Source organism: Streptomyces sp. NBC_01381 (genome assembly GCF_026340305.1).
Lineage (GTDB): Bacteria > Actinomycetota > Actinomycetes > Streptomycetales > Streptomycetaceae > Streptomyces.
Genome location: NZ_JAPEPI010000001.1, coordinates 1,915,316 through 1,932,227 on the forward strand (window position 1 = coordinate 1,915,316; position 16,912 = coordinate 1,932,227).

Sequence of the window (16,912 nt, forward strand, 5' to 3'; positions counted from 1 at the left end):
GGGCGGTGATCCTGGGGCGGTGAGTTACTTCTTGCCGCCCGTGAACCGCTCGTACTCCTTGAGGACGTCCTCGGTCGGGCCGTCCATCCGCAGCTCGCCGTGCTCCAGCCAGAGCACGCGCTCGCAGGTGTCACGGATCGACTTGTTGTTGTGGCTGACCAGGAAGACCGTGCCCGCGCGCTTGCGCAGCTCGCGGATGCGGGCCTCCGAGCGCTTCTGGAAGGAGCGGTCGCCGGTCGCCAGGGCCTCGTCGATGAGCAGGACGTCGTGGTCCTTGGCGGAGCCGATGGAGAAGCGGAGCCTGGCCGCCATGCCCGATGAGTACGTCCGCATGGGCAGCGTGATGAAGTCGCCCTTCTCGTTGATGCCGGAGAAGTCGACGATGTCCTGGTAGCGCTCCTGGATCTGCTCGCGGGACATGCCCATCGCCAGGCCGCCGAGCATGACGTTGCGCTCGCCGGTCAGGTCGTTCATCAGGGCCGCGTTGACGCCGAGCAGGGAGGGCTGGCCGTCGGTGAAGATGCGGCCGCTCTCGACGGGGAGAAGCCCGGCGACCGCCTTCAGAAGCGTTGACTTGCCCGAGCCGTTCGTGCCGATCAGGCCGATGGCCTCGCCCTTGTACGCGGTGAAGGAGACCTTCTTGACGGCGTGCACCTTGCGTACGCCGGGGGACTCGCCCCGCTTCAGGATGCGGCCGAGCGCGGCGGTCGCGCTGCCGCGGCCCGTCGTGGCGCCGCCGTGGACGCGGTAGACGATGTCCACCTGGTCGGCGATGACGGTGGGTGCGGGGGCGTGGGCGGGTGCGGTTTCAGTGCGGGGTGCGATCGTCGTCTCAGCCACGGCCGTACGTCTCCTCTGCCTTCCAGAAGTAGATGAATCCGCCGACTCCGGCGAGCAGCGCCCACCCGATGGCCCAGGCCCAGACGTGCTGCGGGAGCTGCTCGTGCTGGAAGGTGTCGATCAGCGCGAAGCGCATCAGGTCGATGTAGACCGCGGCGGGGTTGCACTCCAGGAGGACCTTCACGAAGTGCGGCAGGTCCTTGCCCTTGAGGACCGTGTCGATGCTCCACATCACGCCGGACGCGTACATCCACGTACGCAGCACGAACGGCATCAGCTGGGCGATGTCCGGCGTCTTGCTGCCGAGGCGGGCCATCACCAGGGCCAGGCCCGTGTTGAAGGTGAACTGCAGGATCAGGACCGGGATCACCAGGAGCCAGGACGCGGTGGGCGGTACGCCGAAGCAGAGCAGGATCACCACCAGTGCGGCCATGGAGAAGAGCAGCTGCTGGAGCTGTTGCAGGCAGTACGAGATCGGCAGCGCGGCCCGTGGGAAGTGCAGGGCGCGCACCAGGCCGAGGCTGCCGGAGATGGCCTTGGTGCCGGCCATCACCGAGCTCTGCGTGAACGTGAAGATGAAGACGCCGGTGACCAGGAACGGGACGTAGTCGTCGACGTCGTGCTTGGTGTCCATCAGCACGCCGAAGATGAAGTAGTAGACCGCCGCGTTCAGGAGCGGGGTCATCACCTGCCAGACCTGGCCGAGCTTCGCCTGGCTGTACTGCGCGGTCAGCTTGGCCGTCGCGAAGGCGGTGATGAAGTGGCGGCGCTGCCAGAGCTGACGGACGTACGCCGGGAGCGTGGGGCGGGCGCCGCTGACGGTCAGGCCGTGCCGGGCGGCAAGCTCGGCCGGGTCGGGGGCCGCGGCCGCCGTGCGGGGTGGTGCGTCGAGGACCTGACTCACTGCCGCTGCTCCTTACTCGTTACGTCGTTACGTCGGGACGGACCCGTATCGTCGCAACGTCGAGAGTAGGGCGTCGCCACGTCGGAACGCAACCGTATCGTCGTCACGCTCTATGCTGTCCGCATGACGACGAGCAGGCCAGGAGATGAACAGCCGCGCCGCAGGGCGCCCGCGGGCGCCGCGGTGCTCCGTGAGGATGTGACCGAGGCCATCCGGGCCGCCGTCTTCGGGGAGCTCGCGGCGGTCGGGTACGCGCGCATGTCCATCGAGGGCATCGCGCGCCGTGCGGGCGTGGGCAAGACCGCCGTCTACCGGCGCTGGCGCTCCAAGCTGCACCTCGTGCTCGACCTGGTGTCGGCGATAGCGGTCCAGGGGCTCCCGGCGCCGGACACGGGCTCGCTCGAAGGCGACCTGCGTCTGCTGTACGAGGTGACGTCACGTGCCCTGCGGCATCCCGTGGCCTCGCAGGTGATCCCGGATCTGCAGGCGGAGGCGGCCCGCAATCCGGAGATCGCCGATGCCCTGCAGAAGGCGCTGCGGGAGGGGCAGTACGGGGTGGCGAGCGGCATCGTCAGGGCCGCGGTGGAGCGGGGCGAGATGCGCGACGGCGCCGACGAGGATCTTGCCCTCGACCTGGTGTCCGGGCCGCTCTACTGGCGCTCGGTCGTGGTGCGGGCCGAGTTGCCGAAGGGCTACCTGGGCAGGCTCGCCGCGGCCACGGCGGCGGGGCTCAAGGCGCTGTGAGGCGGCTCAGCGCTGGGCGGCGCGCTGCTTCTCGGCGCGCTTCATCAGGGCCAGGCCCACGCCCGACGCCAGGCACGCCGTGCCCGTGCCGACGCTGATCAGGACCTGCCGCATGCCGTCGACTGCGGCTGATGGCCGAGGGCCGGGACAGCGCGACGATCGCATCGCTGCTCGTAGTCTCCGACCGGGCGGTGAGCAAGCACATCGGCAACGTGTTCGCGAAGCTGGGCCTGCCGCCGAGCGACAGCGGGCATCGGCGGGTGCTGGCTGTGCTGGCGTATCTGAACAGGGGGTAGGGCGGGAGTCGATGTTGGCGGCGGGGGCGTTGCTGGGTCGGTGGTTTGTTGGCGCCGGGGCCGCCCGCTGTTACGAGGTTGGCGGTTCCGGGCCGGCCGTCAAGGGCGCTCCTTCGTCGCGTCGGCTGCGCCGATTGCGCTTCGCTTCACCCTTGACACCCGTCCCTCCACCGCGGGTGGACGTCGATCGGGCGGCCCGGGAAGTGGGCCTCTCGGGGACTGCCGGGAGGTTCATCCGGTGTCGCGGCCGGGTGCGGACTAGTTCGTCGCAGCGTGCCCCGGGTGGGAGGGGTGCGCGGCCGGTCCGGGGGTGGGTGCCGGTCTCGTCAAGCGTCTGGCGACCGGATCTTCCGGGGTGGCCGTCTCTTCTTGGTTGGGAGGGGGGGACCCTACTTTGGAAAAGTAGTGTTCTGGCACAAGGGGGGCGCACGCGACAACGAAACGCAACTTTCCCAAAGTAGCTTCCCCATACCCCCCTGCTCGGGCCGGGGCCGGGGCCGGGGCCGGGCCGGTTGGCAGATGCTTGACGAAGCCGGGACCCATCCCCGAGCGGACCGCGCACCCCTGCCCCTGACGGCCACCCCGGAAGAACAAGTCCGCACCCGGCGCTCAAACCGGATGGATCTCCCGGCAGTCCCCGTGAGCCCCGCTTCGTGGCCGCCCGGTCATCTCGCTTCTCGCGGTGGAGGGCTGGGTGTCAAGGGGGGAGCGCAGCGGAATCGGCGAAGCCGACGCGTAGCGCAGCGGAGCGCCCTTGACTCCCAGACCGGAACCGCCACCCTCAGGACAACCGGGCGGCCCCGGCGCCAATCAAAGCCCCAGGTGCAGCAAAATCCCGCCTACCGTGTCCGCGCCGCCTCAGGATGCAGCCGCACCCACCCCGCCCACGCCGACGTCACCATGTCGCGCACGTCCCGCTTGGCCGACCAGCCCAGTTCCCTGGCGGCGCGGTCCGCCGACGCCACCACGCGGGCCGGGTCGCCGGGGCGTCGTGCCGTGACCTCGGCCGCCGTGTCGTACCCCGTCACGTCGTTGATGAGGTCGGCCATCTCGCGGACCGAAACGCCCTCGCCCCGGCCGATGTTGAGGGTGAGGTCCGTGCCGGGCGCCGTCGCCGCCAGCTTGCGGGCCGTCACCACATGGGCCTCGGCCAGGTCGGCGACGTGGATGTAGTCGCGTACGCAGGTGCCGTCGGGGGTGGCGTAGTCCGCGCCGAAGATGCGGGGGGCCGCGCCGTCCGTGAGCTTCTCGAAGACCATCGGGACCAGGTTGTAGACGCCCGTGTCGGCCAGCTCGGGGGAGGCCGCGCCCGCCACGTTGAAGTAGCGCAGCGACGCCGTCGACAGGCCGTGCGCCCGGCCCGTCGCGCGGACCAGCCACTCACCCGCCAGCTTCGTCTCGCCGTACGGGCTCATCGGGAGACAGGGGGTCTCCTCCGTCACCAGGTCCACGTCGGGCATGCCGTACACAGCAGCCGACGAAGAGAAGACGAAGGACCGGACTCCCGCCTCCGTCACCGCCGAGAGCAGGACCCGCAGGCCCTCCATGTTCTCGTGGTAGTAGCGCAGCGGCTGTTCCACCGACTCGCCGACCTGCTTCTTCGCCGCCAGGTGCACGACGCCGGTGACCTCGTGCTCGGCGAGGGCGCGGGCCACGAGGTCCGCGTCCAGCGTCGATCCGGTCACCAGCGGCACACCCTGAGGGACGCGCTTGGCGATGCCCGACGACAGGTCGTCGTAGACCACCGCTCGCTCGCCCGCGTCCGTCATGGCACGGACGACGTGTGCCCCGATGTAGCCGGCGCCGCCGGTGATCAGCCAGGTCATGACGTATCCCGTCTTGTCGCGAGTGGAGTGCTTCTCGTGGACGTGCAGTTTCGCAGAGGCGGCGTGAGAGCCGCGTCAGCGGGCTCCGGCGCTCTGGTCCCCGCCGCCCAGGTCACGGACCAGGCGGGCAAGGCGCCGCTTCGCCACCCCCGCGACGCCCCGCATCCCCGGCGCGAGCCGCACCGCGAGGTTCCCCGCCTGCGTGGCGTACGGCTGGGCGAGCAGGATCCCGTGCCGCCCCGGCAGGACCGTGCGCCGCAGCAGTCCGGGGCCCGCGACCGCGCGCGCCGTGGTGTCACGCGTCGTCCCGTCGCCGAACTGCAGCCGAAGCCGCAGGTCCCACACGCCGCCGCGGAGCGAGCCGAGGTCGAGGACGGCTTCCGTCAGCCAGGTGCCGTCTCCTGCAGGGCTGAACGCGGCGGTGCGGCGCAGTCCGGGGCCCGTGCCGTCGCGGGCCGTCAGCTCCATGTCGACCGTGGCGGGGCCCGCGTCCGCGACCCGGCCGTACAGCTCGTGCAGCCGCAGGGTGAGACGGCTCCCGCCCGCGCGCGGCCGTAGCTCGGCGTCCACCGCGAGGGGGAGGAGCCGGACGGGGCGCACGAGGAGGTGCTCCAGCGTCACCTGGGGGAGGTCGTCCGACCAGATCGGCGTGGCGTCGGACGCCTGCGCGTACGGGGGCGAGAGGCGCGCGGGGCGGGCCGCCACCGCCTGCATCCGGGGCAGGTCGCGCGGCTCGGGGGACGCCAGGATCAGCCGGGCGATGATCCGGCCCGGCGCGGGCGCCGCGTCCAGGTCGGCGGTGTCGAACGTGGCGAGGTACGCACGCGTGGCCGTCCACCACTCCCGCCGGTACTCGGGGCTGCGCGTGGTCAGCTCGCGCGCGTACATCCGCAGGCCGTGGTCGAGGAACTTCGCGCGGGCCGCGCGCGCGAGCCGCTTGCCCGCCGTGCCCGTCGCGCTCGGCGCGTCCCGGAGGATCTCGACGGACTGGCGGTGGGATTCCATCCGGGCCTGCCAGTTGGCGATGCCCGTGCGGTCGAGGGAGATCGACAGCTTGGCCGCCGAGCGGCGCACGTTCCATACGTAGACGGGGTCGGGGATCAGCGCGATGCGCGGGCCCGCCGCGAGGACGCGGGCGGTGAAGACGAAGTCCTCGTACGTGAAGCGGCCCTCGGGGAAGCGGATCGCGTGGCGCCGCAGGAAGTCGGTGCGGTAGAGCTTGTTGACGCAGAGCGTGTCGTGGACGAGACGGGTGCGCAGCTCCGGGCGGGCGATGAGCTGCGCCTTCTTGTAGAGCAGCGGCTGCCAGGGGATCTCACGGCCGGACGGCAGCTCGCGGCGCACGCACAGGCCGGTGGCCACCTCGGCGTCGTGCCTGGCGGCGGCCGTCAGGAGCGCGTCGACCGCGCCGGGCGGCAGCACGTCGTCGCTGTCGAGGAACATCACGTACGCGGACGTCGTGGCCTCGACCCCGTCGTTGCGGGGAGTGCCGCAGCCGCCGCTGTTGGCCGCGCGGCGGATGGTCTTCAGACGTGGCTCCCGCGCGGCGAGCTCCGTGAGCAGCTCCCCGCTGCCGTCCGTCGAGCAGTCGTCGACGGCGATCACCTCGCGGACGGACGGGCCCTGGGCGAGCGCCGAGCGCACCGCGTCCGCGAGGTGCGCCGCGTCGTTGTAGCCGATCACGACGACGCAGACCTGCGGGGACGGGGACGGGGACGGGGACGGGCGCGGCGAAAGGGGCAGAGAAGGATCCACGGGGAAATCTTAGAGGTTACGGGTAATTATCCGATTAGGGGGTCTTTGTGGCGGACAGGACCGGACCGTACTGGACCGCCCTTACCCGGACACCCCGGACACCCGCGCAAGCACCTCTCCGGTCTGCGGCCCCCACGCCACCACCACCGCCTCGGACGGCACCCGCTGGTCCTTCGAGAGCAGCAGCCAGCGCACGTGGTAGCGGCGGGCGATCGCCTTGCGGTCGGCGCTGGTCGACTCCGGGGCGAGGTAGGCGCGCACTTCCTGGAGGCGGTGGTTGCGTTCGTCCTCGTCGAGCGCGGGGTCCGGCCAGGCCGGGGCGACGAGGTTGGCGCCGAACGCGGGGATCATGCGGGTGGGGCCATAGCCGTCGGTGAGGACGACGTCGCCCTTGTGCAGCCGGCCCGCCGCCCAGGCGTAGCTCGGCCAGCGCGGGGGCTGGTCGAAGCCGATGGGGTCGAGGGTGCGGGGGACGACGGCTCCCGCCTGGATCTGGAAGAAGCCGACGCAGGCGCCGAGCGTCGCGGCTCCCGCCAGGGCGGCGCGTCGGGTGCCCCACGGCCGGGGGGCCGCCAGCTCGATGGCGAGGGCGAACTGCAGGGGGACGAGGGTGAGCCCCAGGATGCGGCCGTAGGTGTAGTGGCCGCTGAGCCAGCCGTATGCGACGACCGCGAGCTCCAGGGCGAACATCAGGACCAGGGGGTCCTTGCGGTCCCTGCGCCAGCGGAGGTACAGGGCGGGCAGGCCGAGGAGCGCCAGCCAGAAGCGCTGGGGCATCTCCGTGTAGAGCTGCCGGTGGATCCAGTCGACGGACTCGTCTCCGACGAGGGAGAAGACGGAGAAGTAGGGCCAGGCGGCCGCAACTGCGGCTGCTGTCACGGCAGTTGCCGCCCAGCGCAGACGAAAGCTCGGGAGAGCGAAGGCCACCACCCCGATCACCGCCGCCACCGAAGAGATCGGGTGCACCAGCAGGATCGCCCCGCACAGCACCCCGAGCCCTGCGTACGACGCGATCCCCCGATCCCGCGAGGTCAGCGACCCCGCCCAGGCCCACGCCCAGAACGCCAGGCCGATCGCGAACGTCGACGGGTAGGCGAGGTTGCCCGTCATCGACATCAGGCCCAGATAGCCGCTCCACCACGCCATCCGGGTGCCCCACAGCACCACCATCGCGAACAGGGCGAGCACCGGCGCCCATTGACGAGGTGTCAGGACCTTCACGAACCGGCCGATGCCCGTGATCAGCACCAGCAGATTCAGCGGCCCCGCCAGCTTCACGACCTCCCAGCCCGCGAGCCCCGTCACCCGCGCGAAGACGCCCTGTGCCACCGCGTACGGCGAGTAGTACGGGCTACCCGCGCCCGGCAGGTCCGCCATCGGGTGGCGGGGGTGCAGGAGGTCGGCCTTGAGGCGCTCCACGACCGCCGCGTGCTGCCCGAAGTCGCAGCACATCGGCACCCGCCAGAAGGCGAGAGACATCACCAGCCAGAAGAGCCCACCGAAGACGACGTACGGGCTCGGCCGCCACCGCCTGCCGCCGTACAGGGCGGTCGCGCCCCGCAGCGGCCGGCGGGTGCGGCCCCCGGTCGCCGTGGTCGTCGTGGCCGTCATCGCATCAGCCTCTCCGCGACCCGGCCCGCGGCCCGCCCGTCGTCGAGGTCGCAGTAGGCCTCGCGGAACGCCGCGTACGCTTCCGCGTGCCGTGCGGTGATCGCGTCCAGGTCGCGCAGGGCCTCGACGACCTCGCCGGTGGAGGCGAGCAGCGGTCCCGGGGCGCGGGTCTCGAAGTCGAGGTAGAAGCCGCGGACCGTGTCGCGGTAGTGCTCCAGGTCGTAGGCGTGGAAGAGCATCGGCCGTCCGGTGTGCGCGAAGTCGAACATCAGCGAGGAGTAGTCGGTCACCAACACGTCGGCGATCAGGAGCAGTTCGGTGGTCCGGGAGTGCGAGGAGACATCGCGTACGAAGGGCGCGTCGGCTCCCGGCAGGCGGCCCGCCGTCAGCGGATGCTTGCGCACCAGCAGGACGTGGTCGTCGCCGAGCACGTCCCGCGCCGCGCGCAGGTCGAGCGCGGGCTCGTAGCGGAACCGGCCGGGAGAGCAGGCGAGATGGTCCCGGTAGGTCGGCGCGTACAGGACGATCCGCTTGTCGGGCGCGATGCCGAGGTCACGGCGGACGCGCTCGGCGGTCTTGTCGCGGTCGTCGGCGAAGAGCAGGTCGTTGCGCGGTGAGCCCGCCTCCAGGACCTCGCCCTCGTAGGCGAGCGCGCGTCCCAGGTGCGGGGTGGAGAAGCGATTCGGCGAGACGAGCACGTCCCACTGACGGGAGAGCCTGGGCAGCGCGTCGAGGTGGCCGTGGTCGGCGTAGAGGGTGTCGGTGAGGTCGGTGCCGATGCGCTTGAGGGGCGCGCCGTTCCAGGTCTGTACGACGGTCTGCCCCTCTCGCCTCTCGAAGAAGTCGGGCAGATGGCCCGCCGTGACGATGCGGCGGCAGCGGGCGAGCGCCTCGTACCAGTCGGCGCTGTGCTCCTCCACGCCCTTCGCGTCGATGGGTACGCGGGTCTGCTGGTCGTGGGTGACCCACAGGTGCTCCACGTCGGCGCCGCGCCGCACCAGCTCCTCGTGGACCGCGCGCGGCGAGTCCCCGTCGAAGTAGAGCACCGCGTCCCGCAGCGGCCGGGTGCGCTGCTGCGGATGGTGCGCGGTGCGCAGTTGGTGCTGCCGGTAGGCGCCGCGCTCGTCCCGCGCGAGCACCGACCCCGCCTCGACGAGCAGCCGGTCGCCGAACCGCCGGTCGACGGTGAACTCCCGCCCGTCGACGGTCCGATGGAGCGGAAAGCCCGCAGAAACGGAGGCAAGCAGCCGCACGGGCACACCGTCCTCGGCGCGCGTGCCACCTTCGACGTGGCTCCCGCCCTCGCCGGGCGTCTGGCTTTCGGCGCGGGGCCCGTCCTCGTCGGGTGTCCGGTCTTCGGTACGGGGCTCGCCCTCGTCGGGCGTGCGGTCTTCGGCGCGGGGCCCGTCCGTGGCGGGTGCTGCGTCCGTGGCGTGCGTTCCGTCCTCGCCGGGCGTTCCGTCCTCGGCGTGCATTCCGTCCGTGGCGTGGGGCTTGTCCTTGGCGTGCGTCCCGTCCTTGGCGTGCGTTCCGCTCTGGGCGCGGGGCCCGTCCGTGGCGGGTGCTGCGTCCTCGGGGTGCGTCCCGTCCTCGGCGCGCGTCCCGTCCCCGGTGTGCCTCTCGCCCTCGGCCCCCGCCCCGTCCCGCCAGGCCCCCCGCTCCCGCAGGAACGCGTACCACCGCCCCTCCCGCAGCACCCCGCCCCCCGGCGTCACGACCGCCCGGAAGCGTCCCGTGTCGCGCTCCGTCGGGATCGTCAGTTCCTCGTCGCGGCCGCTGTGCCGCAGGATGAGGTCGGCCTCGCCCCAGCTGGTGTCGGACACCGTGCCCTCGACCGTCAGGGTGCCGTCCGCGGCCCAGGCGATCCGGTCGGCGATCGGCTGCCGGGTCAGCTCGACGACCAGCTGGCCCAGGTCGTTGGCGGAGGCGCACAGCTCGCGGCCCGCGCGTGACGCGTACCGTCCCGGGGGCAGGGCGAGGGCCGCCGCCAGGGACTTCAGCTTGCCGTCCGGGAGGACCAGGTTGGCCTGCCAGCGGTCGCCGTGCGGGGGCTCGACGCCCTTGGGGGCCAGGTGCGGGGTCGGCGCGACGCCCTCCAGATCGGCGATGCGTACGCGGACGTCGAAGCGGTCGTCCGTCAGCGTGACGGGGTAGTCGAACTCGGCCGCCGCGTGCTTGTGGGTCAGGCGCAGGGCCGTCGGGCGCAGCCGGCCGGGGAGATGGCCGCTGAGGACCACGGACTCCCCGTCCCGGTGATGGGCGTCGACCCGTGCCACGTAATCCTGGATGCGAAGGACAAGGCGCCCCTTGCTGAAGCCGAGGACCAGGCGCAGCCCTTCGCCCAGTTCGCGTACGACGGACTGGGCGGACGAGCCGTCCAGGGGGCGCACGGCCGCCCGCCGCACCGAGCGGTGGCCGGCGACGACCACGCCGAGCAGCCAGTTCCCCGGGCGCCACTTGCCGCCGGTTTTCAGCTGCTCCGGGTCGATCGTCAGCTCGAACCCGGAGAGGTCGTAGCAGTGCAGCTGCTGCCGGGAGTTCTCGGTGGCCTGCGGCGCGGCGACCGTGCGGCAGACGACCTTCCTGAACTGCCCTTTGCTGTGCGCCGACTTGAGGATCGCCGCCTTCACGGAGTGACCGGGGCGCGTCGCCTCCAGGTTGCGTACGTACGCGTATCCGCTGATTCGCAGGAGGCCGTCGTCGCCCCAACCCGCCTCACTCACCCGGGAGATGACCGGCAGCTCCCGCCGCCCGAGCCGGGCCAGCTCCTGCGGCACGCGGATGTGACCGCCCGAGCTCTTCGGGTACGCGGCGCTGCGCCGCAGCACGCCACGGACCTGGAAGGCGCTTCCGTTGCGCTGCTCGAAGGTGAGCAGATCGATCAGGTCCTCGGTGCGTCCTTCGCGTACGAGATGCCATTTGACGCGCAGGGCCACCGGGAGCCCCGCGATGACGCCCGGGTCGGCGCGGCGCACGAACGCGGCGGCGTCCTTCATGAAGGCGGCGCGGTACTCGGGGCCGCCCATCGGCAGGCCCTCCAGGAAGTACACGAAGTCGTCGCGCAGGCAGGACACGTCGTACGTCCTGCGCATCTCGGGGTCGTGCTCGGCGAGGAACTTGCTGACGTGCGCGCAGGCGGCGATGCGGTCGCGGACACCCTTGACGTCGGTGCGCCGCCGGGTGATGGAACCCTCGCGCACCCGCCAGTAGTAGACGTGGTCGGACAGGACGTCCACGGCGCCCGCGAGGAAGTGCGCGGGGATCATGACGGGGGTGTCCTCGTAGAGCTTGCCCTCGGGGAAGGTGAAGCCGTGCCGGTCCCAGAAAGCGCGGCGGAAGACCTTGTTCCAGGCGACGCGGTCGGCGAGCAGGTCCAGATCACGGCTGATGTGGGTGCGCGAGCGCGGCTCGGTCAGCCATTTGTACTGCCAGGCCTGTTGCCGCCCGCGTTCGTTGAGCCGCCAGACGTTGCCGCTCGCGAAGTCGGACCCGGTGGAGTCCAGGCTTGCGGTCATCCGCGCGTACGCGTCGTGCGGCACGATGTCGTCGCTGTCGACGAACGCCAGGTACTCGGCGGTCGGGTTCGCATGCCGCACCCCGGTGTTGCGGGCCGCGCTGAGCCCCGCGTTCGGCTGGCGCACATAGACGAACCGCGGATCCTTCGCGGCGAACTCGCGGGCGATCCACGGGCTGCCGTCCGTCGAGCCGTCGTCGACGAGCACGGCCTCCAGGTCGGCCATGGTCTGCCCGGCGATCGACTCCAGGCACTCTTCCAGAAACTCTTCGACGTTGTAGATGGGCACGACCACGCTGAGACGGGGCTGCACGGCGACCGGCCTTTCGTACGCTCCCGGGGATGGGAGTAAGCAGGGGAGCAATCATGGGAGTACGGGCGTATTCATACCTTTTGCCCCCTTCGGGCCCCTTCTCGTCAATCCCTTTGCCTTCCTTCACTCCAATGAGTGAGGCAGGGTCTTCGACAGGCCGTGTCCGGCTGGCTACCGTCAGTGCCCATGTCGCGCTTCTCGGTTGTCGTCCCCGCCCATCGCGTCCAGGGCTACCTGCGGGAATGCCTGGACTCCGTGCTTGACCAGAGCTTCGGTGACCTGGAGCTGATCGTCGTGGACGACGCGTCGCCCGACGCCTCCGCGGCGATCGCCGCGGAGTGTGCGGAGCGCGACCCGCGCGTGCAACTCGTCCGCGCCCCCGCGCAGGCCGGACCCGGCCCGGCCCGCAACATCGGCGCGGACCGCGCCACCGGGGACTATCTGCTCTTCCTCGACGGCGACGATCTGCTGCTGCCGGGCGCCCTTGAGGCGATCGCGGCCGCCCTCGACCGGTCCGGCGACCCGGACGTGCTGCTCACAGGACACGACCGCGTCGACTGGTGGGAGAACGTGCGCGCGGGCGGCGACGACCCGGCCGGCGACCCCCTGGCCGTCACCGTGGCCGCCTGGAACCGTGTCTTCCGGCGCGTCTTCTGGCAGCGCCACCGCCTGACCTTCAGCGACGGGCCGTACGAGGACGTGATCCCCGTACACCGCGCGATCCTCACGCCGGGCGCCCGCGTCGCCGCACTCGACGAGCCCTGTGTGCGCTGGCGCGAGCGGCGCGGCGGCAGCTTCGCCAAGTCCCCGGGGCGGGCGCACTTCGCGGTCGTCGGGCGCTACGAAGAGCTGCTCGCCGCCGCCGACCCGGCGGGCCGCGAGCGGCTCCTGCCGCATGCCGCCGCGCATCTGCTCGCCGTGCTCGACGACCCCGGCCGCATCGCGCCGGGCGACCGCCGCGACTTCTTCCGCGCGGCGTCCCGCCTGTACCGCACCTACGCGGCCGCGCCGCCCGCCGGTGCGGGCGAGAAGGCCCTGGCCGCCGCCTCGTTCGCCGCCCACGAGGCGCAGCGCAAGCGGGAGTCCCGGCGCGAGGGCGTCGTCCGGCAGCTCAAGCGCCAGAAGAAGAAGCTCCGCGCCCGCGCCATGCGCGTCACCTACCGCACCGACCTGAGGCGCCCCCTCGACCCGCGGCTCGCGGTGTACGGCGCGTACTGGAACCGCGGCATCTCCTGCAACCCGGCCGCCATCCACGCCAAGGCCCGCGAAATCGCCCCGCACATCAAGGGGGTGTGGGTCGTGTCGAGCCGCAACAAGCACCGGGTGCCCGCCGGTGTCGAGTACGTCATCGAGGGCTCCCGGCGCTACTGGCAGACGATGGCCCGCGCCACCTACCTGATCAACAACTCCAGCTTCCCCGGCGGCTTCACCAAACGCCCCGGCCAGGTCTACCTCCAGACCCACCACGGAACCCCGCTCAAGAAGATGGGCCTCGACCAGCGCCGCTACCCGGCGGGCACACACGGCATCAGCTTCCAGAAGGTCCTCGACCACACCGACCAGTGGGACCTCAGCCTCTCCGCCAACCCGCACTCCACGGAGATCTGGGAGCGGGTCTACCCCTCGACGTCGTACGAGGCCCTGGAGACCGGCTATCCGCGCAACGACGTCTACTTCACGGCAGGGGAGAGTGAAGTCGCCTACATCCGCGAGGCGTTGGGGGTCGCGGACGGCCGGACGGTGCTGCTCTACGCGCCCACCCACCGCGACTACCAGAAGGGCTTCCTGCCCCGCGTCGACCTGGAGCGCTTCGTGCGCGCGCTCGGCCCCTCGTACGTGGTGCTCGTGCGCGCCCACTACTTCTACGGCGCCGAAGCGGGCCTGCGCGCTCACCCCCAGCTCATCGACGTCACCGGGCACGCACGCGTGGAGGAGCTGTGCCTGGCCGCCGACGCCCTGGTCACGGACTACTCGTCGCTGATGTTCGACTACGCCTGCCTGGACCGCCCGATCATCACGTACGCCCCCGACTGGCAGGCGTACCGGCTGGCCCGGGGGACCTACTTCGACCTGCTCTCCGGGCGGCCGGGCGAGACGCCGGGGGCCGTGGCCACCACCGAGAAGGAGCTCACGGACCTCTTCCGCGGCGGCGGCTGGGACACGGCCGAGGCGACGGAGCTGCGCGCGGCGTTCCGGGCGCGGTTCTGTCCGTACGACGACGGGGGCGCCGCCGAGCGGGTGGTGCGGCGGCTGTTCCTCGAAGGTCAGGCGCCCCGCTCGTAGGGGGAACGCACGGGGAAGTACGCCGTCAGGAACGCGCGGATGGCGAGCGCCATCTCCTCGTCGGACAGTTCGCTGTCCGGGGACTCGCCGATGCAGAAGGCCGTCTGGTTGCGGGACTGCAGCAGTTGGCCGAGGCGGGTGTGGTCCGCGCGCCGCCCGATGTCCACGAAGTCGTACGCGATGTCCCCCGGCACCGCGCGGCCGGTGAGATACGCGTAGTGGTGGTGCAGGGACGACACGAGCGCGAGGTCGCCGTTCGAGCGGAAGCGGCTGCGGGCGGTGGCCTCGAGCTCGTCCGCGAACCGTTCCGTGAGCTCGGCGAGCACGCCGCGGTGCAGGGCGTAGGGCGCGTGGAAGAAGCTGTGGGTCGCCGTCCTGCCGAACTCGCGGCGCAGCAGCTCGCGGTTGTTCTTCGCCGCCGCCAGATAGCCCTCGTCGTCCGGCGACACCGGGAGGGCGGGCACGGACGCCGTCGACCAGAAGAAGCGGGCGGTGCCGGAGCTGAGGAAGAAGGTGTCCGGGGTGGTGGGGCGGCCCAGGAACATGTCGTCGTTGAAGTAGAGGAAGTGCTCCGACAGGCCCTCGATGCGGTGCAGTTGGCTCTCGATGGAGTGCGAGTTGAAGGTGGGGAGCGCGGCGTCCGGGTCGGCGAAGAGATCGCGGTGGTCGACCACCGTCACGTCCGGGTGGTCCGTGTTCAGCCAGGAGGGCGTCTGGCCCGCCGTGACGAGGTAGATGTGCCGGATCCACGGGGCGTACATCGCCAACGAGCGCAGTGAGTAACGGAGTTCGTCGCGGTTGCGGAAGCGGACCGCGCCGTGGTCCGCGGACGAGCCGTCGTCGGGGCCGCCGAGCGTGGCCTCGCGGCGGGCGCGCCACTCGGGGTCGGAGTCGTCGACCCAGGTGTAGACGGCGTCGATGGGGAAGTCGACGTCTCTCATGAGGAGTTGGGAGAAGACGTCGAGGGTCGGGTAGGTGCGGTCGGCGACGCGCAGGGTCGCGGTGGGGGCGAGCGAGGGGAGTTCGGTCCCGGCGAGGGTGGTGCCGAAGGGGGCGCGGCGGGTGTCGGACCCGGGGTCGAGGCGCGGCCAGAATGCCACCGTGCAGGCCTGGCCGACGCCGTGCCGCAGGGAGAGCGTCGTCGTGGTCACCGGCTTGAAGACCCGGACGCCCGCGACCTCGCCGATGCGGTCGAGGCGTTCGGCGAGCACCACTCCGGGGGCCGCGTCGCGCGGGTTGACCAGCTCGGCGTAGACGGGCCGGCCGTGCAGGGACTCGGCGAGCGCCTTGAGGGCGCCGTCGCGCTCGTCGTCGGCCACGGCGATGGTGTGCGCGGTGCCGGCGTCGCGGACCAGGACGTACGGGATGTCCTGCGCCTCCAGGGCGGTGGCGGTGAGTTCGAGGTTCCAGTCGGCCATGTCGGGCGCGAGCACGTCGTCGCGCCGCTCGGCCAGGCGGCCCACCGAGCGGATGAGCGGTCCGCCGGTCTCGGCGGCGGCGATCTCGTCCTCGCGGGCGCGCTCGTCGGCGTCCGGGGCGGCGTCCAGGGTGTACGGGGTGGTCGGGCGGAAGCCGCTGCCGCCGGACGCGACGCCGAGCGCCACCCGGTCCGCCCGGTCGCGCAGCCGCTCGGGGGCGCCACGGCGGGCCACGAGCCGGGAGTACAGCTCCTGCCAGCGCGCGGTGACCTCGGCGGAGGAGAAACGGGCGTAGACGCCTTCGCGCGCGGCACGGGCGTAGGAGCGCCGGGTCTCCGGGTCTCCCATCAACTCGGCCATGGCGGCTGCCAGTTCACGTACCTCGCCGGGCGGTACGAGCAGTCCGTCCACGCGGTGCCTGACGATCTCGGCGGGCCCGGTCAGGACGTCGTACGCGACGACGGGCACGCCGGCCGCGAGCGCTTCGAGCAGCACCAGCGGGAACGCCTCGTTGTGCCCGGCGGTCATCAGGCTGAGCCCCGCCTTGGCCCACTCGGCGGCCATGTCCTGGCAGGGACCCAGGAGTTCGACGCGGTCCTGCAGGCCGAAGCCGTCGACCAGGCGGCGCAGCTGCTGCTCGCGGTGGCCGCCGCCGAAGATCCGCAGCGTCCAGTCGGGATAGGCGTCGGCCAGCTCGGCGAAGGCCCGTACGGCGTGGTCGACGCGCTTCTCGCCGGTGAGCCGCGCGGCCATGACGATGACCTTGCTCTCGCCGTCGGCGCGCGGCCGGAAGCCGTCGGGCACCGCGTTCGGGATGACCGCGAGCTCGGGGGCGGTGGCGCCGAGGGACTCCGCGATCCAGTCACGGGTGCGGTCGGTGAGGGCGACCAGGGCGTCCAGGCGCGGCGCGTGAAGCAGCAGGGGCTCGCCGGAGGGGCCGCGGCGCTGCGTCGGGCGGTGCTCCTGGTGCACGGTGACGACGTGGGCGGGGACCAGCTCGACGGCGGCGGCCATCAGGGCGGGCGTGGTGGTGACCAGGACGTCGGTGTCCAGCGTTGCGAGGGCGGCGGCCATCTCGACGTCGGAGAGCCGGTCGAACGCGGGCTCCCAGTCCGGCCTGATCAGCTCGCTGGGCAGCGCGGCGAGCGTCCGGCACGCCGCGTCGTCCAGGCGCGAACCGCGCACCGGCCGCTCGGGGGTGGCGCTGCGGTCCACCAGATAGCGGACGGGGAGGCTGCGGGCCTCGGGGAAGAACGGCTCGGGGCGGGTCCGGAAGACGGAGATGACCTCGACGTCGTGCCGGTCCGCCAGATGCTGCGCCTGGGTGTAGGTGGCCAGCTCGGTGCCGCCCATCTCGTCGCCCCAGCCGAGGAGGTACGTGATCTTCATGAGGTCTCCTGAGTGGGGT

At 72.0% G+C, this 16,912-nt stretch carries 9 protein-coding genes and 1 pseudogene; 3 read left to right on the forward strand and 7 right to left on the reverse strand.

The features are described from left to right. Positions 1-24 precede the first annotated feature (24 nt). Positions 25-840 carry an ABC transporter ATP-binding protein gene (locus tag OG453_RS09200; protein ID WP_266866328.1) on the reverse strand — a complete coding sequence of 272 codons (816 nt, stop codon included), beginning with the start codon at positions 838-840 and terminating at the stop codon, positions 25-27. Continuing rightward, positions 833-1,744 (reverse strand): ABC transporter permease, encoded by a 912-nt coding sequence (locus OG453_RS09205; RefSeq protein ID WP_266866329.1) that lies wholly within the window; start codon positions 1,742-1,744, stop codon positions 833-835. The genes OG453_RS09200 and OG453_RS09205 overlap by 8 nt, the downstream gene beginning before the upstream one ends. 123 nt (positions 1,745-1,867) lie before the next feature. On the opposite strand from OG453_RS09205, the gene OG453_RS09210 reads away from it, so the two are divergent. Both OG453_RS09210 and OG453_RS09215 read left to right on the forward strand, forming a co-directional pair. Next, a complete protein-coding gene (locus tag OG453_RS09210) occupies positions 1,868-2,488 on the forward strand; it encodes a TetR/AcrR family transcriptional regulator (protein ID WP_266866330.1) in 621 nt (206 codons plus the stop codon). A gap of 122 nt (positions 2,489-2,610) precedes the next feature. After that, positions 2,611-2,784 (forward strand): annotated as a pseudogene (locus OG453_RS09215) (LuxR C-terminal-related transcriptional regulator); the annotation flags it as partial. An 839-nt stretch (positions 2,785-3,623) separates the two neighbouring features. On the opposite strand, the gene galE reads toward OG453_RS09215, so the two are convergent. The 4 genes from galE to OG453_RS09235 all read right to left on the reverse strand — a co-directional run bounded on the left by galE (position 3,624) and on the right by OG453_RS09235 (position 11,803). Beyond that, a complete protein-coding gene (galE, locus tag OG453_RS09220; protein ID WP_266866332.1) occupies positions 3,624-4,610 on the reverse strand; it encodes a UDP-glucose 4-epimerase GalE in 987 nt (328 codons plus the stop codon). 75 nt (positions 4,611-4,685) lie between these two features. Further along, complete coding sequence (locus tag OG453_RS09225; RefSeq protein ID WP_266866334.1) at positions 4,686-6,365, reverse strand: glycosyltransferase family 2 protein; 1,680 nt, start codon at positions 6,363-6,365, stop codon at positions 4,686-4,688. Positions 6,366-6,446: 81 nt separating this feature from the next. Beyond that, a complete protein-coding gene (locus OG453_RS09230; protein WP_266866336.1) occupies positions 6,447-7,976 on the reverse strand; it encodes a hypothetical protein in 1,530 nt (509 codons plus the stop codon). Beyond that, the gene (locus tag OG453_RS09235; RefSeq protein WP_266866338.1) at positions 7,973-11,803 is read right to left on the reverse strand and encodes a CDP-glycerol glycerophosphotransferase family protein; all 3,831 of its coding nucleotides are present in this window, start codon (positions 11,801-11,803) and stop codon (positions 7,973-7,975) included. The genes OG453_RS09230 and OG453_RS09235 overlap by 4 nt, the downstream gene beginning before the upstream one ends. Positions 11,804-11,989: 186 nt before the next feature. On the opposite strand from OG453_RS09235, the gene OG453_RS09240 reads away from it, so the two are divergent. Next, entirely contained in the window at positions 11,990-14,086 is a 2,097-nt protein-coding gene (locus OG453_RS09240; RefSeq protein WP_266866340.1) for a CDP-glycerol:glycerophosphate glycerophosphotransferase, read from the forward strand. On the opposite strand, the gene OG453_RS09245 is transcribed toward OG453_RS09240, so the two are convergent. Continuing rightward, the gene (locus tag OG453_RS09245; RefSeq protein WP_266866342.1) at positions 14,068-16,893 is read right to left on the reverse strand and encodes a stealth conserved region 3 domain-containing protein; all 2,826 of its coding nucleotides are present in this window, start codon (positions 16,891-16,893) and stop codon (positions 14,068-14,070) included. The genes OG453_RS09240 and OG453_RS09245 overlap by 19 nt on opposite strands. Between the last annotated feature and the right edge of the window lie 19 nt (positions 16,894-16,912).